Annotated in this window: 24 protein-coding genes, 1 tRNA gene and 1 pseudogene; 13 read left to right on the forward strand and 13 right to left on the reverse strand. The window is 73.3% G+C overall.

Annotated elements, in window-relative coordinates; genetic code table 11:
• The first annotated feature begins 59 nt into the window (after positions 1-59).
• The 4 genes and pseudogenes from ACVGV0_RS04565 (at position 60) to ACVGV0_RS04580 (ending at position 3,163) form a co-directional block, all read left to right on the forward strand.
• Positions 60-1,619: a Na+/H+ antiporter NhaC family protein gene (locus ACVGV0_RS04565; RefSeq protein WP_459158600.1), complete on the forward strand. Its 1,560-nt coding sequence runs from the start codon at positions 60-62 to the stop codon at positions 1,617-1,619.
• Positions 1,620-1,632: 13 nt separating this feature from the next.
• Positions 1,633-1,753, forward strand: a pseudogene (locus ACVGV0_RS04570) (DUF5996 family protein); the annotation flags it as partial.
• A gap of 63 nt (positions 1,754-1,816) precedes the next feature.
• Positions 1,817-1,951 (forward strand): DUF5996 family protein, encoded by a 135-nt coding sequence (locus ACVGV0_RS04575; protein WP_459158601.1) that lies wholly within the window; start codon positions 1,817-1,819, stop codon positions 1,949-1,951.
• A gap of 138 nt (positions 1,952-2,089) precedes the next feature.
• A complete protein-coding gene (locus ACVGV0_RS04580; RefSeq protein WP_459158602.1) occupies positions 2,090-3,163 on the forward strand; it encodes an NAD-dependent epimerase/dehydratase family protein in 1,074 nt (357 codons plus the stop codon).
• 109 nt (positions 3,164-3,272) lie between these two features.
• On the opposite strand, the gene ACVGV0_RS04585 is transcribed toward ACVGV0_RS04580, so the two are convergent.
• Positions 3,273-4,052, reverse strand: coding sequence for an SDR family oxidoreductase (locus ACVGV0_RS04585; RefSeq protein WP_459158603.1), 780 nt, complete (start codon positions 4,050-4,052; stop codon positions 3,273-3,275).
• Between the two features lie 342 nt (positions 4,053-4,394).
• Between ACVGV0_RS04585 and ACVGV0_RS04590 the strand changes: the two genes are divergently transcribed.
• The 4 genes from ACVGV0_RS04590 (at position 4,395) to ACVGV0_RS04605 (ending at position 7,444) form a co-directional block, all read left to right on the forward strand.
• Complete coding sequence (locus tag ACVGV0_RS04590; RefSeq protein ID WP_459158604.1) at positions 4,395-6,044, forward strand: flavin monoamine oxidase family protein; 1,650 nt, start codon at positions 4,395-4,397, stop codon at positions 6,042-6,044.
• Between the two features lie 221 nt (positions 6,045-6,265).
• Positions 6,266-6,511, forward strand: a complete 246-nt coding sequence (locus ACVGV0_RS04595; protein ID WP_459158605.1) for a hypothetical protein — start codon at positions 6,266-6,268, stop codon at positions 6,509-6,511.
• Entirely contained in the window at positions 6,504-6,899 is a 396-nt protein-coding gene (locus ACVGV0_RS04600) for a hypothetical protein (RefSeq protein WP_459158606.1), read from the forward strand. Before ACVGV0_RS04595 ends, ACVGV0_RS04600 begins: the two co-directional genes overlap by 8 nt.
• A 140-nt stretch (positions 6,900-7,039) precedes the next feature.
• A complete protein-coding gene (locus ACVGV0_RS04605; RefSeq protein ID WP_459159925.1) occupies positions 7,040-7,444 on the forward strand; it encodes a DUF6879 family protein in 405 nt (134 codons plus the stop codon).
• Here ACVGV0_RS04605 and ACVGV0_RS04610 read toward each other — a convergent pair.
• Positions 7,404-7,477, reverse strand: a tRNA-Leu gene (locus tag ACVGV0_RS04610). The two genes, ACVGV0_RS04605 and ACVGV0_RS04610, sit on opposite strands and share 41 nt — an antisense overlap.
• A gap of 288 nt (positions 7,478-7,765) precedes the next feature.
• On the opposite strand from ACVGV0_RS04610, the gene ACVGV0_RS04615 reads away from it, so the two are divergent.
• Positions 7,766-7,987 carry a DUF3618 domain-containing protein gene (locus tag ACVGV0_RS04615; protein ID WP_459158607.1) on the forward strand — a complete coding sequence of 74 codons (222 nt, stop codon included), beginning with the start codon at positions 7,766-7,768 and terminating at the stop codon, positions 7,985-7,987.
• 233 nt (positions 7,988-8,220) lie between these two features.
• Here ACVGV0_RS04615 and ACVGV0_RS04620 read toward each other — a convergent pair whose 3' ends face one another.
• From ACVGV0_RS04620 to ACVGV0_RS04665, 10 genes are all read right to left on the reverse strand, one after another.
• The gene (locus ACVGV0_RS04620) at positions 8,221-9,027 is read right to left on the reverse strand and encodes an MOSC domain-containing protein (protein WP_459158608.1); all 807 of its coding nucleotides are present in this window, start codon (positions 9,025-9,027) and stop codon (positions 8,221-8,223) included.
• A 189-nt stretch (positions 9,028-9,216) separates the two neighbouring features.
• Positions 9,217-9,816: a TetR/AcrR family transcriptional regulator gene (locus ACVGV0_RS04625; protein WP_459158609.1), complete on the reverse strand. Its 600-nt coding sequence runs from the start codon at positions 9,814-9,816 to the stop codon at positions 9,217-9,219.
• Positions 9,817-10,001: 185 nt separating this feature from the next.
• Positions 10,002-10,313: a hypothetical protein gene (locus ACVGV0_RS04630; protein WP_459158610.1), complete on the reverse strand. Its 312-nt coding sequence runs from the start codon at positions 10,311-10,313 to the stop codon at positions 10,002-10,004.
• 209 nt (positions 10,314-10,522) lie between these two features.
• Positions 10,523-11,137 (reverse strand): nucleotidyltransferase family protein, encoded by a 615-nt coding sequence (locus tag ACVGV0_RS04635; RefSeq protein WP_459158611.1) that lies wholly within the window; start codon positions 11,135-11,137, stop codon positions 10,523-10,525.
• A gap of 68 nt (positions 11,138-11,205) precedes the next feature.
• Entirely contained in the window at positions 11,206-12,648 is a 1,443-nt protein-coding gene (locus tag ACVGV0_RS04640) for an NCS2 family permease (RefSeq protein ID WP_459158612.1), read from the reverse strand.
• 216 nt (positions 12,649-12,864) lie between these two features.
• Complete coding sequence (locus ACVGV0_RS04645) at positions 12,865-13,359, reverse strand: nucleoside deaminase (protein ID WP_459158613.1); 495 nt, start codon at positions 13,357-13,359, stop codon at positions 12,865-12,867.
• A 2-nt stretch (positions 13,360-13,361) separates the two neighbouring features.
• The gene (gene pucD / locus ACVGV0_RS04650; protein WP_459158614.1) at positions 13,362-15,695 is read right to left on the reverse strand and encodes a xanthine dehydrogenase subunit D; all 2,334 of its coding nucleotides are present in this window, start codon (positions 15,693-15,695) and stop codon (positions 13,362-13,364) included.
• 10 nt (positions 15,696-15,705) lie between these two features.
• Positions 15,706-17,055: an 8-oxoguanine deaminase gene (locus ACVGV0_RS04655; protein WP_459158615.1), complete on the reverse strand. Its 1,350-nt coding sequence runs from the start codon at positions 17,053-17,055 to the stop codon at positions 15,706-15,708.
• Positions 17,052-17,528: a (2Fe-2S)-binding protein gene (locus tag ACVGV0_RS04660; RefSeq protein ID WP_459158616.1), complete on the reverse strand. Its 477-nt coding sequence runs from the start codon at positions 17,526-17,528 to the stop codon at positions 17,052-17,054. The genes ACVGV0_RS04655 and ACVGV0_RS04660 overlap by 4 nt, the downstream gene beginning before the upstream one ends.
• Entirely contained in the window at positions 17,519-18,394 is an 876-nt protein-coding gene (locus tag ACVGV0_RS04665; protein WP_459158617.1) for an FAD binding domain-containing protein, read from the reverse strand. Before ACVGV0_RS04665 ends, ACVGV0_RS04660 begins: the two co-directional genes overlap by 10 nt.
• Positions 18,395-18,567: 173 nt before the next feature.
• On the opposite strand from ACVGV0_RS04665, the gene ACVGV0_RS04670 reads away from it, so the two are divergent.
• From ACVGV0_RS04670 to ACVGV0_RS04685, 4 genes are all read left to right on the forward strand, one after another.
• Positions 18,568-20,115, forward strand: a complete 1,548-nt coding sequence (locus ACVGV0_RS04670) for a helix-turn-helix domain-containing protein (RefSeq protein ID WP_459158618.1) — start codon at positions 18,568-18,570, stop codon at positions 20,113-20,115.
• A gap of 236 nt (positions 20,116-20,351) precedes the next feature.
• The gene (locus ACVGV0_RS04675) at positions 20,352-21,578 is read left to right on the forward strand and encodes a type III PLP-dependent enzyme (RefSeq protein WP_459158619.1); all 1,227 of its coding nucleotides are present in this window, start codon (positions 20,352-20,354) and stop codon (positions 21,576-21,578) included.
• Positions 21,579-21,689: 111 nt separating this feature from the next.
• Positions 21,690-22,082 (forward strand): adenosylmethionine decarboxylase, encoded by a 393-nt coding sequence (speD, locus tag ACVGV0_RS04680; RefSeq protein ID WP_459158620.1) that lies wholly within the window; start codon positions 21,690-21,692, stop codon positions 22,080-22,082.
• A gap of 38 nt (positions 22,083-22,120) precedes the next feature.
• Positions 22,121-22,996, forward strand: coding sequence for a spermidine synthase (locus ACVGV0_RS04685; RefSeq protein WP_459158621.1), 876 nt, complete (start codon positions 22,121-22,123; stop codon positions 22,994-22,996).
• A 98-nt stretch (positions 22,997-23,094) separates the two neighbouring features.
• Here the strand turns inward: ACVGV0_RS04685 and ACVGV0_RS04690 are convergent, their stop codons facing one another.
• On the reverse strand, positions 23,095-24,225 hold the full coding sequence (locus tag ACVGV0_RS04690; protein WP_459158622.1) for a hypothetical protein: 1,131 nt from the start codon (positions 24,223-24,225) through the stop codon (positions 23,095-23,097).
• Between the last annotated feature and the right edge of the window lie 98 nt (positions 24,226-24,323).

Here is a 24,323-nt window from a genome sequence, read left to right on the forward strand (position 1 = left end):
CGTGCGGCGGTTCCGCGCGATTCCGAGCCGCGTGCTGCAGACCCCCGGGGAGCGTGCTGATGGCCGACTCGTTCTTGTCCCTCGTCCCGCCCGTGCTGGCGATCGCGCTCGTCGTCCTCACGCGGAAGGTGCTGCTGTCGTTGGGGGTCGGGATCCTCGCGGGCATCGCGCTGGTGCACGACTTCGACCCCGTCGCCGGCGGGCAGCGGCTGTTCGGGATCGTCGCGGGGATCTTCGTCGCCGACGGCGGGGTGAACACCGAGAAGGTGTTCAACCTGGCGTTCCTGCTGTTCCTCGGGATGATGGCCGCGCTGGTCTCGGTGTGCGGCGGCAGCCGCGCCTTCGGCGAGTGGGCGCGGCGCCGCATCCGCACCCGCCGCGGCGCGCTGTTCCTGCCCGCGGTGGCGGGCGTCGTCGTGTTCATCGACGACTACTTCAACGCGCTGGTGGTGGGCAACGTCAGCCGCCCGGTCACCGACCGGTTCCGCGTTTCGCGCGCGAAGCTGGCCTACGCGGTCGACTCCACCTCGGCGCCGGTGTGCGTGAGCATGCCCGTGTCCAGCTGGGGCGCCTACATCGTGTCCGTGCTGGCGGGCGTGTTCGCCGCGCACGAGCTCAACGTGGGCGCCCTCGAGGGGTTCGTGCGCACGGTCCCGCTGAACTACTACGCCGTGGGCGCGCTCGTGATGGTGCTGTGCGCCGTGGCGTTCCGCATCGACTTCGGGCCGATGCGCCGGCACGAGCGGCGCGCCGTCCGCGGCGAGGGGCTCGGCGAGCTCGAACGCGACGCGAGCGCGCTGGAGGACGGCGCGGCCCCGGACGGCAAGATCCGCGACCTGGTGCTGCCGATCGCCGTGCTCGTGGTCGGCACGGTCGCGGCCATGGTCGCCACCGGTGCGCGGGCCGGCGGCAGCGCCGATCCCCTGGTGGTCTTCGAGAACACCGACGTGCCGACCTCGCTGCTCATCGGCAGCGTCCTCGGCTGGCTGGTGTCGGTGGTGTTCGCCGCGCGGCGCTCCGTGTCCCGCCCGCTGTTCCTGCGCGGGCTGGGAACCGGTGTGCGATCGATGATGCCGGCGATCTGGATCCTGCTGTTCGCCTGGACGATCATCGAGGTCATCGACGACCTGGGCACGGGCGAGTACCTGGCCGGGCTGGTCAGCGGTCAGCTGAGCCTGGCGCTGATGCCGGTGCTGACGTTCCTCGTCTGCGGGTTCATGGCCGTGTCCACGGGCACCTCGTGGGGCACGTTCGGCATCATGTTGCCGATCGCCGGGCAGATCGCCGTGACCGTCGATCCCGCGCTGCTGTTCCCGCTGCTCGGTGCTGTGCTGGCCGGGGCGATCTTCGGCGACCACTGCTCGCCGATCTCGGACACCACGATCATGTCCTCGGCGGGCGCGCAGGTGAACCACATCGACCACGTCGTCACGCAGCTGCCGTACGCGCTGCTCATCGCGGCCGTCGCCGCGGTCGGCTACCTCGTGCTGGGCATGACCGGCAGCGGGGTGGCGGGGCTGCTGGCGGTGCTCGTGCTGCTGGCCCTCGCGGTCGCGGCGCTGCGCTGGTGGGCGCACCGCGCCGGCGAGGAGACCGCCGTGGCCGCCGAGAGGGCGTGAGGTCGCGCAGGCGATCCCGTTCGCCGAGGGCACCGAGCACGCCAGCTACGACCCCGACCACGTCCGCCGGTTCTGGGGCCGGCTGCTCGCCGCGCCCCGGGTGATGGGCCGGTTCCGCTCGCGGTTCCTCGGCAAGACCAGCCCGGTGCGCTTCTTCTGGGGTGCCGTGGACCTCGCCGTCACCCGGTTCTCCGGACGTGCGCACCGCCGAGGACCCGGACGGGGCGCTGCTGGAGTTCCTGCAGACCACCTACGAGGCCGCCGCGGACAACGCGGGCTGGGAGCGCGCGTCCCTCGAGGACGGACCGGAGCACCGCGTCGCACGCCGCTGACTCACCTACCCGTGTGCCCCCGGTCGGGCGTCCGGTGCGGTCCGCTCCGGCGCGGACGCGTTCGCGACCGCCGGTGCGGGTACTCCCGTGCGGGCTCCACCGCCGAGCGAACCACAGCCGCGGGCACCGGGAGGGGAGATGACCACGCCGACGGGCAAGCACGTCGTCGTTGTCGGCGCCACGGGCAACGTGGGCACGAGCGTGCTGCACGCGCTGGAGGCCGACCCCGACGTCGCCGGGATCACCGCGATCGCCCGGCGCGCACCGGGCGAGGCGGCCGGTTTCGGCAGCAAGACCGTGTTCCTGGCCGCGGACGTGGCGCGCGCCGATCTCGGCGAGCACCTGCGGGGAGCGGACGCGGTGATCCAGCTGGCCTGGATCTTCCAGCCCACGCGCGACCCCGCGACCACGTGGCGCAACAACGTCCTGGGGACTCTGCGGGTCTTCGACGCCGTGGCCGAGGCCGGCGTGCCCGCGCTGATCTACGCCTCCTCGGTCGGCGCGTACTCCCCCGGGCCGAAGGACAGGAGGGTGGACGAGTCCTGGCCCACGCACGGCTGGCCCGGTGCTGCTTACTCCCGGGAGAAGGCCTACCTGGAGCGGTGCCTCGACGCGTTCGAGCGGCGCCACGAGCGCACCCGCGTCGTGCGGCTGCGCCCCGGCTTCGCGTTCCAAGCCGGCTCGGCCGCGCAGCAGCGCAGGCTCTTCGCCGGGCCGCTGCTGCCCGGCTCGCTCGCGCGTCCCGAAGCGCTGCCGGTGCTGCCCGACCTGCCCGGGCTGCGGGTGCAGACCGTGCACAGCGAGGACCTGGCCGAGGCCTACCGCCTCGCGGTGCACCAGCGGGTCGGCGGGGCGTTCAACATCGCCGCCGAGCCGGTCCTCGACGCCGCCGCCCTGGCCGGGACGTTCGGCGCGCGCACCGTGCCGGTGCCCGCGGAGGTGGCGCGTTCGGCGCTGGCCCTTGCGTGGTCGGCGCGGCTCGTGCCGGCCTCGCCGCACCTGTTCGACGCGGTGCTGCGGCTCCCGCTCATGGACATCACCCGGGCGCACGAGGAACTCGGGTGGTCGCCCCGGCACACCGCCCGGGACGCGGTGCTCGCGTTCCTGGAGGGGCTGCGGCGCGGCCAGGGCGTCCCCACGCCGCCGCTGCGCCCGCGCGTGCCGGGTGGACGGTGGGGCGAGCTCTGCACCGGCGTCGGCCAGCGCCAGTGACCGCGGGTCCCGGGGTCGGCGGAGGGATTCCCGGGAGGACGGACGGCCCGGCCCGGGCCGGTGCGGCCAGGACCGCCGCGGCCCGGCGAGACGCCCCGCCGCCCGCGCCTCAGCGCAAGCTGCGGCCGCCCGGCGGGTCGGCGAGGAACTCGTCGAACGTGGTGCTCCCCGGTGCCCGTTCGGGGGCGAGGTGCTCACCCCGCCGGTAACCGCGGGCGATCTTGCCGGGCAGCGGGATCCGGAGCACGATGCGGCGGCGCCCGGTCGCCGCGCGGTACGCGCGGGCGAGCTCGGCCAGCGCACGCACCTCCGGACCGCCGATGTCGGGCACCCGGCCGGCGGGCGGGCGCTCGGCGATCCCGGTGAGGTGCTCGGCCACGTCGCGCACGTCGACCGGTTGGAAGTCCATGCCCGCCGGCACCAGCACGCACGGGAGGTGTCGCTGCGCCGCGAAGAACGTGGCGAGCAGGTCGTGGAACTGGGTGGCGCGCAGGATCGTGAACGGCAACTCGGAGCTCTCCACCAGCTGTTCGCATTCGACCTTCGCCCGGTAGTAGGGCAGCGGGATCCGGTCGCACCCGACGATCGACACGTACACGAAGTGCGGCAGACCGCCACCGCGGGCCGCGCGGATGAGATTGCGCGTCGCCAGCACGTCCCCGCGCCCGTTGGCGGTCGCGCAGTGCACGATCACGCCGGTGCCCCCGACCGCAGCGTCCAGTCCGGTGTCGGTGCGCAGGTCGCCCTGGGCCCACTCGTACTGCCTGCTCCCGGCCGACACGGGGGTGCGACTCAGCACGCGGACCACGTGCCCGGCGGCGAGGAGCCGGTCCACCAGGGCGCTGCCGAGGGTGCCCGTGGCGCCCGTCACCAGGATCGGATTCGTCATCGCTGCCTCCGGCGCACCGCACCGCCCTGCCGCCCGGCGGTGCCGCGCGCGTGTCGGGTCGCTCGTGCGTCCCAGGGTGGACCCGGCGGAGGCCGCGGGCGAGCGCTCCGCCGTCCGGTGCGTCACCGCGTTCGAGGTGGGAGCAGGAAACGGTTGTCCATGCATCCAGGTTCAACTGTTTCGATGGCGGAAAGCAGTCAAACTTTCGCTTTTCGTTGATCACCTCTTGACGCTTCGGGGCGCGGCGCCTTCAATGAGCCCTCATGCGTGATCTCCGCCACGGCCCCTGAGCCCGCACCGGTGAACGGGTGTCCGCACTTCCCCTCCGAGAGGACGTTTCCGATGGCACGGTTCGCGCCGCTGCGCGCGTTGACGCGATTGGCCGCCGAGCACACCGCCGCCGAGCGGGCCGGAGTTCCCGTCGACGCCTTCCGGGACGCCCGGGCCGCCGCGCAGCGCGGCGAGGTCTCCCGCCGGGACCTGCTCCGGTTCGGAGCGGCCGGTGGCGTGGCGCTGGCCGCAGGAGCACCGAGCGCGGCGGGGCCGGCGCGCTCGGTCGCCGCCACCGACCCGGCTCCGCGCATCGCCGTGGTCGGTGCCGGGCTCGCGGGACTCAACACCGCCCTGGTGCTGCACGACGCCGGTGTTGCCTGCACGGTTTACGAGGCCGGGAACCGCGTCGGCGGAAGGGTTTTCAGCGAACGCGCGCACTGGGACGGGGGGCAGACCGCGGAGTGGGGCGGTGAGCTGATCGACCGCGAGCACCACGCGATGCACCAGCTGTGCCGCAGGTTCGGCCTGGACGTCGTCGACGTCCGCAAGGCGGAGCCGAAGGGGAGCGACGAGGTGTTCCACTTCTTCGGCGAGTACTACCCGCGATCGGAGGCCGACGAGGACTTCAAGCCGGTGCACGAGGCGCTGCAGGCGGATCTCGCGGCGGCCGGGCGCAGGACCGACTGGCAGAGGTCCACCCCTGCCGGCGTCGAGCTGAGCCGGATGAGCATCCACGAGTGGATCGAGACGCGCGTTCCCGGTGGTCACCGCTCCAGGATGGGGAAGTTCATCGACGTGGCCTACACCGTCGAGTACGGAGCCGAAACCGCGGAGCAAACGGCGCTGAACCTCGTCTACCTCATGGGGTACCAGCAGAACCCGGGGCACTTCAACGTGTGGGGGCAGTCCGACGAGCGCTACCACATCGCGGGCGGCAACGAGCAGCTGCCGGAGGCCATCGCCGGAACGCTGCCGAGCGGCACGCTCCGGCGCGGGTGGGACCTGCTCGCCGTGGCCCGCGACCACGACGGGACGCAGAGGCTGACCTTCGACGTCGGCGGGAGGACGCAGGACGTGCGCGCCGCCCACACGGTCCTGGCCGTGCCGCTCGGCGTGCTGCAGCGCCTCGACCTGTCGGCGGCGGGATTCGACCGGCGCAAGCGCGGGTCGATCGCCGCCATGGGGATGGGGGTGTGCACCAAGCTGAACATGCAGCTCTCCGCGCGCGTGTACCTGGGAGAGGGCCCCTGGCCCGGTGTTTCCAGCGGAGAGTGCTTCAGCGACACCGGTTTCCAGCAGGTGTGGGACGCCACCCGCGGGCAGGGCGGCGACCCCGACATCCTGATCCAGTACGGGAGCGGCGAGCGGGCGGAGCGGCTGCGGCCGCCGGCCCCGTTCCTGACCGAATCCGACCCGTACGTGCGCGTCGCGACGGAGAGCACGCTCGGCTCGATCGACGAGGTCCTCCCCGGGGTGCGGGACGCGTGGATCGGCAAGTCCGCGCTGGCGGCGTGGCACGTCAACCCGCTCTCCCGCGGTGCCTACTCGTACTGGCCGCTCGACTACTGCCACCGCTACGCCGGATATGAAGCCGTGCGGCAGGGCGACATCCACTTCGCCGGTGAGCACACCTCGGTCGAGCACCAGGGGTTCATGAACGGGGCCGCGAGCTCGGGGAAGCGGGCCGCCGAGGAGGTCCTCGCCGACCTGAGGCGCTGAGGAGGGCGGACCCGGCGGTCGTCAGACGTGCCTGGTCGCGTGCTCCGCTCGACGCCTTGCAGTCGCCGGGGACAGCAAACCCCTCTGCCCGAGCGGCAGCGGCCGCAGTCGAATACGGCCCGTGCAAGCTCTCCCCGACCCGCATCTGCACGCGTACATCCGGTGGATCGGGAGCGAAGCCGGTAACCAGGTGCCAGGACGCCTCCGATCAGCCGGTATCCGTGACATCGATCGACCACGAGACCGACCTGCGATCTCGGTGGATCGCGTGGTGGTGGCTGGCGGATACCCACACCGCCGGCAACGATGGCCAGAGCGAGCTGGAGCAGAAGAACGTCCAGCGGAATTGCACCAGTTCGGACGAGACCACTTGGGCCGGAACGACGCTCGGCACCATCGAGTACGGTGGCGACACCTTCTGCGCTCGCGCGTACCAGGATGCTGTGGAGAAGCCCTGCGGTGACTGAACCCATCGTGCGCCTGGTCTACGAACGCACCGCTCCGCCGGGAGTGGACGCCGGAGTCGAACCGTTGATCGCGGTGTGCGCCACCGAGGAGGAGGCCGAGCGGATCAAGGCGGAAAGCGCCGCGCGCGACCGGTACGCGTCCTGGGAGACGCATCCCCTGCGAGGAGCAGCGGGCAGGACGACACCGCTGGCCGACGGCGAGATCGTCCACGTGGTGCTGCTCGGCGGGGGGAACGAACCGGACGATCCCGAGCGGGACCCGATCGGCGTCGCCGTCTGCACCGACGGGGAAGCAGCCGAACGGCGGGCAGCCGAGGAGCGGCTGCGCTCGGGAGATCCCGGGTACCACGCGATCTCGCTGACCATCGGGTGGCGGGCCGCCCCCTGAGCACGGCACCCAGTGGCTGGGGTGGCCACGCCGGCAGTGCGTACATCCACCACCTCACCAAGTGCTGCTCTTTCGGTCGCGAGGAGCGCAGCGTCCTTGTGGAGCTGACGGTCGCTGCTGTGGGCGAGGGCACCGCCCTCGTGCTCGGACTGCCCGATTGGGACTGCTGGCTCGTCGACGACGAGCGCGTGCTCGTGTCGACCTACCGGGACGATCACGTGTCGCTCGGCGCGCACGTGTACACGGCACCGAGCGTGGTCAGCCGGTATCGGTCGCTGGCGCGATCTCCTCGTGCGGTGGGCGCAGCCGCTTCCGCCGGTAGCACCGGCGCGGACGTGGTCGGTCGTTCGTCAGAGTGCGCAGCAGTGCCCGTCCCGTGGCGGGAGCGGGGGCGGTCATGCCTGCCAGCTTGTTCTTGGAGTGTTCCCGTGCCCTGCGTTTGCCCTGCGTTCGTCCCGGGCGGCGCCCGCAGGGCACTTGCCGCTCCCCGTTGTCCCCGCTCGGTGGGGCCGATGAGATTCGAACTCACACTGCCTAGGACCTAAACCTAGTGCCTCTGCCTGTTGGGCTACGGCCCCGCGGTCCCCAGCCTATCCGGGGCGTGATCGACGCGGCAGGCGGGCGGAGGCCGCTGCGGAGGCGGCGCGACCACCACCGCGAGCAGCGCACCGGACCTCGAGCCGGCGCACCGCCCGGAGCGGCGGGCGAGCAGCGCACCGGCCGCAGAGCCCGGCGACGCGCGTCCGCAGGCGGCCGCCGGATCACCTGTCCGTGCGGTCGCGACCGCGACACGGCCAACCACCGGTGCCTCCGCGGAGGCCGGGTGATCTACCGTGGGCGCAGGCGGGTGAACAGGAGGAAGACACGTGGCTCGTGACCCCGATGCTATCGAGCGCGACATCGAGCAGGCGCGGGACGCGCTTGCCGATTCGCTGAACCAGCTCAGTGAGCGCGCGCACCCGAAGCGGGCGGTGGACTACGGCAAGTCCGTGGCCCAGGACAAGCTCAACGATCCCCGGGTGCGCTACGCCCTCATCGGCGTGGGGGCGCTGGCGGCGCTCGTCGTCGTGCGCAAGATCCTGCGCTGACCGCGCGGCGGACCCGGCTGACCAGCGTCACCCGGGTCCGCCCGCACCCGCGGAGCCCGGTGCCGCCCCGCCGTGATCGAGGTCCGGCGCGACTCCTCGCGCGGCGAGACCTGGCGGGATCGCGGGGCGCGGCGAGAGCTGGCGGGCCACCGCACTCGGCGGGCAGCGCTGCGCGGCCGCGCCGGCGGACGGGAGCGCTGCGGCGGTACCGCGGGCAGCAGGTGCGCGGGCGCTCAGGCCCGCACCGCGTCGCTGGCCGCCGGTTCGGCCACGTGCACGGCATCGCCGCGGCGCACCACGCCGTGCTCCACCACGTCCATGATCACGCCGAACAGGTTGTCGTGCCGCGCGATCAGGTGGCTCTGCAGCTGCGGCCACCGCTCGCCGCCCGTGCGGTCCCAGCTGGGCACCGCGCAGCGCACGCACGGCCCGGTGTGCTCGGTGCTGGTGCGCAGCACGACCTCCCCGGTGGTCAGGGTCGTCCCCGGCTGCCACGCGGCCTCGGCGAACGCCGGCAGGTCCGCGTCGACGTGCAGGTTCGGCCGGAACCGCAGCAGGTCCACCTCGGTGCCGAGCTCCTCGGCCAGCGCCGCCAGCGACGCCGCGAACGTCACCAGCACCGACGGCCCGCGGTCCTGCTGGCCGGGGGCCGCGTGCGGGCGCGCCGGGACGCCCAGGGCGGTGCTCAGCTCCTCGCCGAGCCCCGGATCGGACCAGGACCACCGCTCACCGGCGGGGGAGACGAGCACGGGCGGTTCGGCGGGTGCCACCGGGTCGCCGTACCCGGCCCCCCACCGCAGCATCGCCGCGTTCTGCCGCACGGTGAGCACCTTGCCCGAGCGCTTCTCCCGACCGTCGAGCAGCGCGTAGGCGCGGTCGCCGGTCATGCCCGTGCCGTCGAACCGGGCGGCGTCGACGGCCTCGCCGCGCAGGGACTTCACCGGCCAGCGGTGCAGCTGCGCCACCGAACCGGCAGCTCCCGCGGGGACGTCCTGCGCCTGGTTCTGCTCCACCGATCCTCCCTCGGGTCGCTGATTCACCGAGCGCGACCTTAGGTCCCGCCCCCCGACACCCGCGTACCGCGCGCGGGGGCTGCGCAGCACCCGACGTCGATCCCGCCGGCGTCGTCCCTGCTCGCCGCGGGGCCGTCCGCGCCGTCCCGCGCTCACGCTCACCCCGCCGGCGGGGGTCCAGCAGCGAGCCCGCGCGTCAGCGGAGCGCACCGGCGGTCACTGCAGCAGCCGCAGCAGGCCTTCGTCGATGAGCCGGTCGACGAAATCGGCGTCCAGCGGCTCGTCGGTGAGCATCAAGCGGTACAGCAGCGCCGCCCCCGCGAGCTCGACCACGGTGTCCACCGGCACGTCCTCGCGGATCTCGCCGCGTTCGATGCCGCGCTGGATGATGCGCCACAGGATGCCGCGCTGCGGGTGCAGGAACGACTGGCGGAACGCGGCGGCCAGCTCGGGCTCGTGGGGCAGCTCGCCCACCAGGGCTTGGGCGGCTTTGCCGACAGGGCCGGTGAGGAAGCTGCCGAAGGCGCGGAGGAACTCGCGCAGGTCCGCCTCGACCGAGCCCGAGTCGGGCTCCGGGATGTTCCGCCGCACCAGCTGGTTGCAGGTGTCGATGACCAGGTCGAGCTTCGACTCCCAGCGGCGGTAGATCGTGGCCTTGCCCGCGCGGGCCTGCGCGGCGACCGCGTCCATGGTCAGCGCGCGGTAGCCGACGTTGGCGAGGACCTCCATCGCCGCTTCGCGCAGCGCCGCGTCCCGGCTGGAGTCCCGGGGGCGTCCCCGCCCCGTGCCGGGCCGCGTGGGTTCGACGCTGGTCACGGCTGGTTCCTCCTCGCATTCCGGGCAGTGGGCGCTGGGAACATCCTAAGCGGAGCGGGCCGTCGGAGCGCGCGCACGCGCGGGCCCGCCCCGCGGTGGTGCGGCGCCGGGCGGTGCGCACCAGCGGTCGCGCCGCGCTCGCGGGGGTTCGCGCACGGGACGCGGGGCGCGGGCCCCGCGGGGGATCACTGGGCGAGCGGGTGCTGCGCGGTGCCCGCGTTCGCCGCGGCCGCGGCCTGCTGCGTCGCCTCGTCGGACAGTCCGGTGCGGGCCTGCAGGTAAGCGGTGGTGAACGCGAAGCCGTCCCCGTCGAGCAGGTGGATGACCACGCGTCCGCTCGGGCTGCCGGCGAGCTGCTCGATGAGCTGCTCCGCCTTGTCGCGCGCGGCGACCAGCCCGGGCGCGCGGACGGTCTGCTGATCGGATCCCGCGGTGACGGTGACCAACCAGTCCGCGCCGTCCAGGGTGTAGTCGGCTGTGATGTGTCCGCTAGCCATGCTGTTGTCGAAGCCTCCGGCCTGCTCGTCGTCGGCCTGGTCACGCCCAGTTCGTCGGCGCGCGGGAAGCGCGTCCCGGAACGGACGCGGACGGGAGCGACCCGCGTGGCACTCGACTGTACGAGGCCGTCCGACCGACACGGGCGGGGGATCGCAGTGCACGGGGCGACCGCGTCCCGACGGCCCGTGCCGCGCGGGTGAGCAGCGGTTCACCCGGAGTCGCGGCAGCCTCGCGGGGCACCGTCGAGCCTACGACGCGGCGCCTCCGGGAGGTCCTCGGGGCGATCCACGTCACGGCCGTCGGAGCAGTCCGCGCAGTCGACGAGGGTGACGTGGCGGGTCCGCAGGTACTCCCGCGCCCCCGCGTCCCCGGCGGCCGCCTCGCGGATCCCGCACCAGTGCTGCCGGCCGAGCAGCACCGGGTGCCCCCGGGCACCGGCGAACGAGGCCGCTGCGAGCGCCTCCGGGGCGGAGTGCGCGGCCACCCGGCGGACCGCTTCGGCGGTGATGCCCGGCATGTCCACCGGGAGCACGACCACCGCCTCCGCGGACGAGGCCTCCGCCGCCGCCAGGCCCGCGCGCAGCGAGGACCCCATGCCGGTGTCCCAGCCGGGGTTGTCCACCGGCCGCACCCGCGGCAGCCGAGCCGTCGCGCGCACCTGCTCCGCGGCGGCGCCGAGCACCGCGAACACGGGCGAGCAGCCGCCCTCCCGCAGCACTCGGCAGGCGCGTTCCACCAGCAGCTCCCCGTCGTGCTCGACGAGGGCCTTGGGGCGGCCGAAGCGGCGTCCCGCCCCGGCAGCCAGCACGACTCCCGCGGGCATGCGGTTCCTCCGTTCGCGGTGCGGCACCGGCGCAGCCGTCCGGCTCCCGCGAGGTCAGCTCCCGCCGGCTAGCCGAACAGCGCCTCGATGGCCTCCACGCCGAAGTACAGCGCGAACACGACGGCGAGGGCGCCCACCAGCCAGCCGATCTCGCGCGCCTTGCCGCGCGCGAGCTTGATCGCGGTGAAGGCGATGATGCCCGCGCCGATGCCGTTGGTGATCATGTAGGTGAACGGGATGACGGCGATCGTCAGGAACGACGGCACCACGTAGTCCGGATCGTCCCACGGGATGTGCCGGACCTGGGACATCATCATGCCGCCGACGAGCACCAGGGCCGGCGCCGCGGCCTGCGCGGGCACGATCGCCGCCAGCGGGGTGAACAGCAGCGTCAGGCAGAACAGCCCGCCGGTGATGACGCTGGCCAGCCCCGTGCGCGCGCCCTCGGCCACGCCCGTGGCGGACTCCAGGAACACCGTGTTCGGCGAGGAACCGCTCAACCCGCCGGCGGTGGCGGCCAGGCCGTCGACGGCGAGGATGCGCCCCATGCCCTCGACGCGTCCGTCGCGCACGAGCCCGGCCTCGTTGCCGACGCTGGTGATCGTGCCCATGGCGTCGAAGAAGCCGGACAGCACCAGGGTGAACAGGAACACGGTCGCGGCCAGCGCGCCCGCGGAGCTGAACCCGCCGAACAGGTCGACGGTGCCGAACAGGCTGAAGTCCGGGTGGCCGACCACCTGCTCCGGCAGCTGCGGCGTCACCGTGCCCCACTCCTGCCCGGAGATGTCCAGCAGCGCGTTGGCGCCGACGGCCGCGGCCGTGCTCACCGCGATGCCGATGAGCATCGCCCCCGGCACGCGGCGCACCACGAGCACGAGCATGAGCAGCAGGCTGAAGCAGAAGATCGCGATCGGCACGCCGACGAGGTGCCCTTCCGGTCCCTGCCCGAGCTGGACGGGCACGTCCGTGTCGGCCGAGTCCGGTTTGCGGGTGACGAAACCGGCGCTGACGAACCCGATCAGCGCGATGTACAGGCCGATGCCCACCGCCAGGGCGGTTTTCAGCGGTCCGGGGATGGCGTTGATGATCCGCTCGCGCACCCCGCTGAGCGCCATCGCGATGATGACGAACCCCTCGAGCACGACCAGGCCGAAGGCCTCCGCCCACGTCATGGCCGGCGCGATGGTGAACGCCACCACCGCGTTCACCCCGAGCCCCGAGGCGAGCGCCAGCGGTGCGTTGCCGACCAGCCCCATGAGGATCGTGACCACGCCCGCCGTGGCGGCGGTGGCGGTGGTGAGCTGTTCGGTGGTGAGCACGGCTCCCGTCGCGTCGCTGGAGGAGCCGAGGATCAGCGGGTTGAGCATGACGATGTAGGCCATCGCGACGAACGTCGTCACGCCCCCGCGCAATTCGCGGCCCACTGTGGACCCGCGCGGCGATATCCGGAAATAGGTGTCGAGGATTCCCGGTCTCGCCGTCGATTCTCTGGTCGCGGTGCGTTCGCCCATGTCTTCTCCCTTGCCGGTGGGTCCTCTGCTCTTTCGCCGCCGTGCGGCGGCTGGGCGAAACGTGCGGAGCACACGCGGATTGCCGGGGCGAATGCCGGTGGCACGCTCCGCAGAGGAATTCGGAAGAGCGCGCGGAACCGCGGTTCCGCGCGCGGATTCGGTCCGGTCACCGTTTTCCGGCCGCTGTTCCTGCCGGAAGCGGGGTGTCAGCCCGCGTCAGTAGTCGACGCGGTCGGGTTTGGCGCGCCAGGCGTCGAACGCCGCGTTGCGGTCCTCCACGTCCAGGCGGCGGACCTCCGTCGGCCACACCGCGTCGGAGTCCTCGAACAGGCGGTAGAAAGCGCGGTCGTCGAAGCCCGCTTCGGCCGCGTCCTGGCGGTCCGCGGCGTAGAGCACCGCGTCCAGGCGCGCCCACAGCGCGCTGGCCAGGCACATCGGGCACGGCTCGCAGGAGCTGACGAGCACGCAGCCGCTCAGGCTGAACGCGCCCAGCGTGCGGCAGGCCGTGCGGATCGCGCTGACCTCGGCGTGCGCGGTCGGGTCGAGCTCCGCGGTGACCCGGTTCGTCCCGGTGGCCACCAGTTCCTCGCCGCGCACGACGAGCGCCCCGAACGGCCCGCCGCCGTCGCCGACGTTCTCGGTGGCCAGCTCGACCGCCCGGTTCATCCACCGGTGCTCGGTGCCGGCGACGGCGGTGTTCCTCGATCGCATGCTCACTCCTCTGCGGTGCTCTCGTCTACGGTGATGTGCTCGGCGGTGACGGGGGTGTGCGCGAGCGCCTTGCCGGTGGCGTCGCGGATCGCCGCCACGACCGCCGGTGTCGTCGAGATCGTCGGCGGCTCGCCCACGCCGCGCACCCCGTACGGGGCGTTGGGGTCGGCGCTTTCCAGCACGTCGATCTCCATCGGCGGCATGTCCGCGATCGTCGGGATGAGGTAGTCGGTGAACGACGGGTTGCGGATCGCCCCGTCGGAGACGTGGATCTCCTCCATGACGGCCAGTCCCAGGCCCTGGGCCGAACCGCCCTGGATCTGGCCGCGCACCGCATCCGGGTTCATCGCCTTGCCCACGTCCTGGGAGCAGGCCAGCTGCACCACTTTGACCAGACCGAGCTCCACGTCGACGTCCACGACCGCCCGGTGCGCGGAGAAGGCGTGCTGCACGTGGACGCGCTCGCTCGTGCCGTTCTCGTCCATCGGGAAGGTTTCCCGGTGGTGGAACTCGCGGGTGGACTCGACGGGGCCCGCACCGAGCACGGTGGACAGATCCGCGATCTCCCCGGAGTCCGCGTCGATGATCGCGCCGTCCATCAGCGACAACCGGTGCGCGTCCACGCCGTGTTCCTGCCCGGCGCGCTGCAGCAGCTCCTCGCGCACCGCGGTGGCGGCCTCGCGCACCGCGCCACCGGTGACGTAGGTCTGGCGGGAGGCCGAACTGGACCCGGACGGGCCGACATCGGTGTCGTTGGGGTGCACCGTCACCCGCGAGACGCCGAGCTCGGTGCGCACGATCTGCTGCTGCACCGTCAGCAGGCCCTGGCCGACCTCGGCGGCTGCGGTGTGCACGACCGCCGCCGGCTGCCCGCCCAGCAGCTCCAGCCGCACGCGGGCGGTGGAGAAGTCGTCCGCGCCCTCGGCGTAGCAGACGTTCTTGATCGTCGTGCCGTACCCGACGCCGCGCACCACCCCCTCGCCGTGCGTGGTGTTCGCCGCGCCGCCCGGCAGGTCGCGGATGTCCGCCCCGGCCCCGGAGGGCGACGCGGCGGGCATGGGCATCTCGCGCACGCGGCGGAGCATCTCGTCGACCGACGTGGGGTAGTCGAGCACCTGCCCGGTCGGTGTCACGTCGCCCTTGTCGATGGCGTTCTTCCGCCGCAGCTCCACCGGGTCCATCCCCAGGGCGGCCGCGAGCTTGTCCATCTGGGACTCGTAGGCGAACGTCGGCTGCACCGCGCCCAGCCCGCGCATCGCCCCGCACGGCGGGTTGTTCGTGTACACGCCCCAGCTGTCGATGTGCACGTTCGGCACCCGGTAGGGACCGGCGCCGAGCGTGGAGCCGTTCCCCACGACCACCGGGGTCTTCGACGCGTACGCGCCGCCGTCGAAGTACTGCACCGCCCTGACGTAGACCAGCTCGCCGTCGCGGGTGGCGCCGTGCTCGTAGCGCAGCGTTGCCGGGTGCCGGTGCACGTGGCCGAAGAACGACTCCTCCCGGTCGTAGACCATCTTCACCGGCCGCCCGGTGCGCAGCGCCAGCATCGACGCGTGCACCTGGATGGACAGGTCCTCGCGGCCGCCGAACGCGCCGCCGACCCCGGACAGGGTCATGCGCACCTGCTCCGGATCGAGCCCCAGGCACCGCGCCGTCTGCGCGCGGTCGGTGTGCAGGTCCTGCGTGGCCAGGAACAGGTCCACGCCGCCGTCCTCGGCGGGCAGTGCCAGCCCCGCCTCCGGACCGAGGAACGCCTGGTCCTGCATGCCCACGGTGTACACCTCGGACACCACCACGTCGGCATGCGCGGCGGGGTCGCCGTGCTGGATCACCTGGTGCCGCACCACGTTGCCGTCCGGGTGCAGCGCGGGCAGCTCGGCGTCGTGCGCCGCCCGCTGCGGGTCGGTCACCGGTTCGAGCACCTCGTAGTCGACGACGATGCTCTCCGTCGCCCGCCGCGCGGTGTCCTGGTCCTCGGCGGCGACCAGCGCCACCGCCTCGCCCCGGAAGCGCACCACGTCCTCGGCCAGCGCGGGCTGGTCGGCGTGCTTCAGGCCGTAGCGGTTCACCCCCGGCACGTCCTCGGCGGTGAGCACCGCGTGCACCCCGCGCATCCGCAGCGCCGGTCCGATGTCGATGCCGCGGATCCGCGCGTAGGGGTGCGGGCTGCGCAGGGTCGCGCCCCACACCATGTTCTCCACCCACAGGTCGGAGGCGTAGGCGAAGTCGCCGCGCACCTTCGCCGGACCGTCCGAACGCGCCGCCGATTCACCGATGCCGCCGGCGACTTCGGACACGAGCGTGCCCGTCGCGTCAGCGGGAGCCCTGCCGGTCATGTCCCACCTCTCAGTCCGTCGTCCGGGCGCACGCCCGGGTGAGGTCATGTGCCAGTTCGTGTTCGCCCACCGCGCTGGTCGTACCGCGCTGCACGACGGTCTCGCCGCCGCGCAGCAGCAGCTCCACCGCAGGTGGCGGGCCGAGGACGAGCGCCGCGACCGGGTCGGAGATCCCGGCGTGCTCGAGCCCGTCCAGCCGCCACACCGCGAGATCGGCGAGCATCCCCGGGGCCAGCGCGCCCAGCTCCGCCTCCCGCCCGAGGCAGCGCGCACCACCGCGCGTGGCCATCCGCAGCACCTCGCGCACCCCCAGAGCACGGGGTCCTGCGCGCGCGCGTGCGGTGAACAGGGCCTGCGGGAGTTCGCGGACCAGGCCGCCGTCCTCGTTGGACGCCGCCCCGTCCACGCCCAGCCCCACGGGCGCACCCGCCCGCAGCAGCTCGCGCACGGGTGCGCTGCCCGCGCCCAGCCGGGCGTTCGACGAGGGGCAGTGCGCCACGCCCGTGCCCGCGCCGGCGAGCTTCTCCACCCCGCCGGAGGCCAGGTGCACCCCGTGCGCCACCCACGTGTCCGGGCCGAGCCAGCCGAGCCCGGCGGCGTACTCCGCGGGGGTGCAGCCGTGTTCGCGGGCGCACTGGCGGTGCTCGTCCACGGTCTCGGCCAGGTGCGTGTGCAGCCGCACCCCGCGCTGCCGCGCCAGCTCCGCGGCCTGCCGCATGAGCCCGGAGGTGACGGTGAACGGGGAGCACGGTCCGACCGCCACGCGCACCGCGGAGTCCGCGGACGGGTCGTGCCACCGGTCGATCGCCTCGGCCGTGGCCGCCAGCGCCTCGTCGTGGTCCTCCACCACCTCGTCCGGCGGGAGACCGCCGTGCCGCCGCCCCCGGTCCATCGAGCCGCGCACCGCGTGCAGCCGCAGCCCGATCCGCTCGGCGGCCCGCACCACCGCGCCGAACACGTCGCCGCCCGAACGGGGGAACAGGTAGTGGTGGTCGGCCACCGTCGTGCAGCCGCTGCGGGCCAGCCGCGCCAGTCCCGCGCTCGCGGCGGCGTGCACCGACCACTCGTCCATGCGCGCCCAGGCCGGGTACAGCGCGGTGAGCCACTCGTACAGGCCCTCGTCGGCTGCCAGCCCGCGCGTGGCCCACTGGTAGAGGTGGTGGTGCGTGTTCACCAGGCCGGGGGTGACCAGGCACCCGCGCAGGTCGACCCGCGTGGCGGGCACGTCCTGCGGGGGAGCCGGGCCGGGCCCGACCGCGGTGATGCGCCCGCCGTCGACGACCACGTGGCCCTCGCGGTGCTCCGCACCCGCGTCGTCCACGGTGACGACGGCGCCGCCTTCGAGCACGGTGCGGGTCATCCCGCCTCCTCCGCCTCGCGGTGCGCGGCCAGCCGGACGGCGCTCATGATCTTCTCGTAGCCGGTGCAGCGGCACAGGTTGCCCGCCAGGGCCTCCCGGATCTCCGCATCGGAGGGCTCGGGCACGCGGTCGAGCAGGTCGTGGGCCTGCACGACCAGCCCGGGGGTGCAGAAGCCGCACTGCACCGCCCCCGTCTCGACGAAGGCCTCCTGCACGCGGTCCAGCCGCTCGCCGGAGGCGAGCCCTTCGACGGTGCGCACGGTCCGCCCCTGCGCCTGCCCGGCGGCGACCATGCAGGAGCACACGGGCACCTCGTCGAGGTAGACGGTGCACGAGCCGCACTCGCCCTGCTCGCAGGCGTTCTTCGACCCGGCGAGGCCGAGCCGCTCGCGCAGCGTGCGCAGCAGGCTCTCGTCCGCGGCGACGTTGTCGACCTGCGCGGACCGGCCGTTGAGGGTGAGGTTCAGGCGCATCGTTGCCTCCCGGTGCGGAATTCGTCCCAGGCCCACGTGAGCGTTCGGCGGGCCAGCACGGACAGGGCGTGTTGGCGGTAGTCGGCGGTGCCGCGCACGTCGTCGATCGGTTGCGCCGCGGCGGCCACCCGCTCGCCGAAGGCGCGGGTGAGCTCCTCCGGCAGGGGGCTGGTGCTCCCCCAGCGCTCGGTCAGCGCGGAGGCGAGGAACTCCTCCGCCTCCGGGGCGCGCAGCGGGGTCGGGCCCGCCGAGCCGATGCCGGTGCCGACGCGGCCGGTCTCCGGTTCGAGCGCGACGGAGAAGGCGCACACCGCGATGACCATGGCGTTGCGCGGGCCGATCTTGCTGAACTGCTGCGGGCCGCGGGCGGCGGGGGCGTGCACGGCGGCGATGAGCTCGTCGGCGGCCAGCGCGGAGCGCTTCGGACCGGTGTAGAACTCCGCGGCGGGGACGCGCCGCGTCCCGCGGGTGGAGGCGAGTTCCACCTCCGCGGCGCCGGCCAGCAGCGGCGGGTGCGAGTCCCCGGCGGGGGAGGCCGATCCGAGGTTGCCGCCGAGCGTGCCGCGGTTGCGGATCTGCGGGGAGCCCACGGTGCGCGCGGCCATGGCCAGGGCGGGCAGCCGGTCGGCGAGCTCGGTGACCAGCCGCGCGTAGGTCAGCCCCGCGCCGAGGCGCAGCACGCCGTCGTGTTCCGACCACGTGTTCATCCCGGGCACGTGGGTGAGGTCCAGCAGTGCCTGGGGGCGGGCGCGGTCGAAGTTGAGCTCCACCATGACGTCCGTGCCGCCGCACAGGGGCACCGCATCGGGGTGCTCGGCCTTGACTTCGAGGGCCTGCTCCCACGAAGTCGGCTGCAGGAATTCCACGGTGTCCTCCCAACGACGTTCGACTTGCCGATGAGTACACCGCCCGTGTCCGCCTGGTGACTAGCGGTGGATCCACCGAAAAGCCTTCCCGGTGATGCGGGGTGGTTTGTATGTTTCTCCAATCACCGCGGAACCCCCGCGGCGAGCGCGGTGACCGGGCGAGGAGGTGCGAGATGCTGCTGGGCGACCTGGTGGCGGACGCCGACCTGGGGCTGCGCTGGCTCACCCCTCCGGGGGAAGACCGCCCGATCCGGGGTGTGTACGTCACCGACCTGCTGGACCCGCGCCGCTACCTGCACGGCGGGGAGCTCGTGCTCAGCGGGCTCATGTGGTGGACCGGCGAGGAGTCCTCCGAGCGGTTCGTCTCCGCGCTGGCCGAGGCGGGCGTCGCCGCGGTCGCCTGCGGAACCGCCCGGTTGGGTGATACTCCGCCGGATCTGGTCACCGCCTGCGAGCGGCACGGCGTTCCGGCGGTGCAGGTGCCGCTGTCGGTCAGCTTCAACACCCTCGCCGAGCGGGTCCAGCCGCACGCGGCGCCGCGCCGGGAGCTGATGGCCGCGGTCGCCGCCGGGGCCGACCTCAACCACGTGCTCGCCCTGGCCGGCGGTGACACGGGCACGGACTGCTGGGTGCTCTCGGCGGTCGGCGCGCAGGTGGCGGGCAGCGCCGCGCTGTCCGAGGAGGTGTGCGCGCGGCTGGCGGCGGAGCTCCCGCGGCGGCACCCCGTGCCGTGCACGGTGCGCGTGCCCGCGGCTGCGGGCAGCCCCCGCGGCGGTGGGCCCTCCGGCGAGGCGTTCCTGCTGTGGCCGGTGGACACCGGCGACGCGGTGGAGGCGGCCCGCTGGTGGGTCGTGGTGCGCCGCGGTGACGACGCGGAGGGGCGGGAAGCCGTCGCGGCCGACGTGGCCACGGTCGTGGCCCTCGTGCGCAGCCGCGTCGACCAGGCGCGGCGCATCGCCGGGCGCGCCGTGCAGGCGGTGCTGCCCGGGCTGCTCGACGGCACGGCCGGGGCGGCCGAGGCGACCGCGCGGCTGGAGAGCATCGGCATGTCCGCAGGCGATCCGGTGCGGGCGGTCTCGCTCACCGCGGGCGACTCCGCGCGCAGCGCGGCACTGCTGCGCGAGCTGGCCGCGGCCGCGGGCACGCTGTCCGTGACCGCGCCGCTCGACGAGGCGGCCGTGACGCTGTTCTCCGCGGACGGGGGCGATCTGTCCGACTTGGACGTGCGGCTGCGCGGGCTCGTCGACGCCGCGGCGGCGCGGTGGCACGCGGACATCGCCGTCGGGATCAGCGGGGTGCAGGCCGCCACCGAGCTGCGGGCCGCGGTGGAGGAGGCCGCGCACGCGCGCCGCCTCGTCGAGAGCCGCGAGGCGGCGGCGAGCGGTGCGGACACGCGAGTGGCCACGGCCGAGGAGCTGCGCACCCACGACGTGCTGCTGGCCTCCGTGCCGGAGGACCTGCGCCGCTCGTACCGCGCGCGGCTGCTCGGCCAGCTGCACGACTACGACGCCGCGCACCACTCCGAGCTCGTGCGCACGCTGGACGAGTTCCTGGCGTGCTCCGGTTCGTGGGCGCGCTGCGCGCAACGGCTGCACGTGCACGTCAACACGCTGCGTTATCGCCTGCGGCGCATCGAGCAGCTCACCGGCCGCGACCTCGGCGCGTTCGCCACGCGCGTGGACTTCTACCTGGCGCTGCGGCTGGAGCGGACGGCGTCCTGAGGGGGTGAGATCGCAGGCCGGTTGCCACAGCGCGGAACGGGATTTGTACGATGGGAACGTCCCCGCCGCAGGGTCCGGGTGGGGGCGGTCACAGGCCCGCTGACCGGCGCGCGGTACGTCGGTGGGCGGTTCGAAATCCACATCCCGGCGCGGTATCGTGTCGGGTCGCGTCGTGTTCAGCGGGGGGCGCTCGCCATCCCGTCATTCCACCTTCATGCGAGACGGAGGTACCGGGATTGACCAACCTGTCCGCCACCTTCGGTGTGACGGACCGCCCCAGCGGCACCGCACAAGCAGCTGACGCTCCCGCGCCGGAAGCGATCCGGGAGTACTTCGACCAGTATTCTCCCGAAACGCCGTGCCTCGTCGTCGATTTGGCGCAGGTGCGCAGTCGCTTCGAGCAACTGCGCGCCGCGCTGCCGGACGCGCGCATCTGCTATGCGGTCAAGGCCAATCCCGCCCGCGAGGTCGTCGCGGAACTCGTCCGGCTCGGCAGCGCCTTCGACGTCGCCAGCATCGGCGAGATCGACCTGTGCCTGACCGCGGGCGCCGCGGTCGAGTCGCTCTCCTACGGCAACACCATCAAGAAGCCCGCGGACATCGCCGCCGCCCACCGGCGCGGCGTACGGCTGTTCGCCACCGACAGCGCCGCCGACCTCGCCGCGATCGCCGAGTCGGCGCCCGGTGCCAGCGTGTTCTGCCGGGTGCTGGTGGACGACAGCGGCTCGCGCACCCCGTTCGGCACGAAGTTCGGCTGCCCACCGGAGCACGCCGCGACGCTGCTGCTGCGCGCGGCCGAGCTCGGCCTCGACCCCTGCGGCGTTTCATTCCACAGTGGATCGCAGCAGCACGACCCCGCTGCCTTCGAGCAGGGAATTGCGGCCGCACAGCGGGTCTTCCGGAACTGCGCGGACAACGGCCTGGCGCTGCGGACGGTCAACCTCGGTGGCGGCCTGCCCGCCACCTACACCGAGTCGGCACCCGAGGTCTCCGACTACGTGACGCGGATCGAGCACGCGCTCGACCAGGCCTTCGGCGCGGCGCGCCCGGAGCTGCTCGTGGAGCCCGGCCGGTTCCTCGTGGGCGACGCGGGCGTGCTGCGCTCGGAAGTCGTCCTCGTCGCCGACGAGGGCGAACGCTCGGGAACGGACCCCGCGCGATGGCTGTACCTGGACATCGGCCGGTACAACGGGCTGGCCGAAGCAGAGGGGGAAGCCATCACCTACCGGCTCCGCACCGCGCGCGACGACGACCCGCGCGGGCCCGTCGTGCTGGCGGGGCCCACCTGCGACGGGGACGATGTGCTGTACCAGCGCACGCGGTACGAACTGCCGGTGACGCTGCGTTCCGGTGACTGGGTGGACCTGCTCAGCGCCGGTGCTTATACGGCGAGCTACTCGTCCGTGGGCTTCAACGGCTTCGCGCCGCTGCCCACGCACTGCTTCGACAGTCTCGCCCGATGAGTCTTCCCCACGTGTCCGCACCCGCGGCCCGGGGAAGTAACCAGGAGAAATCCGCACGCGATATCGCCTCCAGTGGGGAGGGAAAACCGCCGCTTCGTCGGGAGGTCTTCAATGTCCGTGGACACCGCCACGCCGCCGGTCGGCCTCTTCGCCGGCCAGCACGTTCTCGCTGAACTGGAAGGCGTCACGCCGGAACTGCTCGACGACGAACAGTTCCTGCGGGACACCTTGGAGTCCGCGCTCGATCGCTCGGACGCCACGGTGTGCCAGGTGATCGCCAAGAAGTTCGATCCGCAGGGCGTCACCATCCTGGCGCTGCTGTCGGAATCGCACGCTTCGCTGCACACGTACCCCGAGGACGGGTCGATTTTCATCGACGTCTTCACCTGCGGAAACACCGCGCAGCCTGAGCGTGCCGTGCAGCTGCTCGCGGATGCGTTGCGCCCCGCCTCGACGAACACGCAAACCATACGCCGCGGCCGAGACTTCGCCGATCTGTCGTGAGCCGCCCTGCCGGGCGCAGAGTGCTAGGAGGAGCACCGTTGATCGAACTCGACGGGCACCGGTGGATCCAGGAACCGATGGGCGCCGACATGCGGCGCCTCTGGCGGGTCGACGAGGTGCTGGCCGAACGGGACACGGCGTACCAGAACGTCGTGATCGCGCGCACGGGGCAAGGGATCTCGCTGTTCTGCGACGACGATCGGCAGAGCACGGAGTTCTCGCAGCTCGTCTACCACGAGGCGATGATGGTGCCGGCGTTCTTGCTCGCCGAGAAGATCGAACGCGTGCTCATCATCGGATCCAGCGAGGGCGTGGCGAGCCGGATGGCGGTGCAGGCCGGGGCCTCGCAGGTCGACCACGTCGACATCGACCAGGAGTGCGTGCGGCTGTGCGCCGAGACGCTGCCGTACGGCTACTCCCCTGCGGAGCTCTCCGGCGCGGAGAGCGGTGACGGCCCGATCGCCGTGCACTACCAGGACGGCGAGAGCTTCCTGGAGCAGGCTCCCCCGGAGGGCTACGACGTCGTCGTGCTGGACCTGCCGGACGAGCGCGCCGACGCCGGCGAGCAGCAGCACAACCGGCTGTACGGGGAGGACTTCGTGCGGCGGTGCCACGCGGTCCTGTCGCCCGGGGGCGTCGCCGCGTTCCAGGCCGGCTCGCCGACCGTGTGGCGCAACACCACGCTCATCCGGGCCTACAACCGCTTCCAGTCCGTGTTCGACACCACCGTGTACTTCGGCTCCGACGAGCACGAGTGGTCGTTCCTGTTCGGCCGCGGCGAGCAGGTGGACGACCCGACCAACCTGATGCTGGACAACTTCCCGACGTCCGCTTACCGCCCGCGCACGGTCGACGACGCCAGCCTCATCGGGTGCACCGTGCCGCCGTACTCGGTGCGCAACCAGCAGGAGTGACCGCGCGGACCTCGGGAGCGCGCAGCACGCCGGACGCAGCGGGGCCGGGCGGTCATCCGTGACCGCCCGGCCCCGCGTGCAGCTGCGCCGGTGCCGGCTCAGGCCAGCAGCAGGTACGGGTGCAGCCCCTCGGTGTCGTCCGGCACGAACCACTGGTCGATGGCCAGTCCGCGACCGCGCAGCTCGTCCTCGATCTCCTCGGCCGGGCGTTCGCCCGGCGCACCGGTGTCCTCGGCGGAGTCGAGCGAGCGGTCGATCTCGTAGAGCTCCTCGAACGAGCGGTCCGGCAGCGCCTGCCCCAGGAACGTGTCGAACAGCTGTGCCGTGGTCTCCGCGGTGAGCAGTTCGGCGGCCTCGAGGGTCTCCCGCGCGGCGTTGACCATCAGCCGCATCCCCCAGCACTCGGCCACGGTGCGCGGCGGGACCCACTCGCGCGTGGTCAGCCGCGAGGCCACCGCGGCGGTGGACAGCAGCAGCGCACGGGCGAACGTCGTCGTGTAGCGGAAGTCGTAGCACGGCGGCAGGTCGGTCAGGATGAGCAGGTCGTCCACGTCCGCGACCGTCGCGCCCTGCAGCGCCAGGGTCAGCTCGTCCTGGTACAGCGCCTCGGTGACGAACGTGGCCGCGTGCACCAGCGCCCCGGCCGCGAGGCGCGCGCGCTGCTCGGCCTCGTCGTCCTCCGGCGCGGCCACGAACGCGGTCAGGTCGAAGGCGCGCAGCTGGTCCGCCTGGGCGCCGAGCACCTCGCGCCACTCCTCGCTGTCCAGCTCGGTCTCGTCCTCCGCCCCGGAGAGCGCCTGCTCGAGCGCGGCGAGCAGCTGCTCGTCGGCCTGCTCGTCGGAGACCTCCAGCGCGCCGTCCTCGCCCTCGGCGCCGTCGGCGGCCGCCAGGCTGAGGTTGAACTCGTCCTCGGTGATCTGCACTTCGGAGTGGTCCACGGTCCACGCCGTGAGCAGTTCGCTCTCCTGCAGCAACTGGTCCAGCACAGCGGCGGCGGCCTGCTCGGCGTCCGTCAGCGACGGCGCGTCCAGGGCCAGGACCACGCTCGCCCCGCTCGCGTGCACGGCGATGCGATAGTCCAGCACATCGATCTCGCCCTCGTCCTCGCCGGCGATGCCCTCGATCAGCGCCAGCTGGCGGTCCAGCACCGCCGCGACGCCTTCCTGCTGCAGCGCGTCGAGCTCGGCCTCCGCAGGGGACTTGAGCTCCGCGGTCACCGCGTAATCCACCGTGTCACGCCTCTCCGTACGGGTTGCGGGAATGGTACGTCTCCTGGCGCCGACGGGCCGGACCGCTCCGGGCCGACCGGCGCGTCGTGCCGATCATC

This window comes from Salinifilum ghardaiensis, assembly GCF_054491345.1.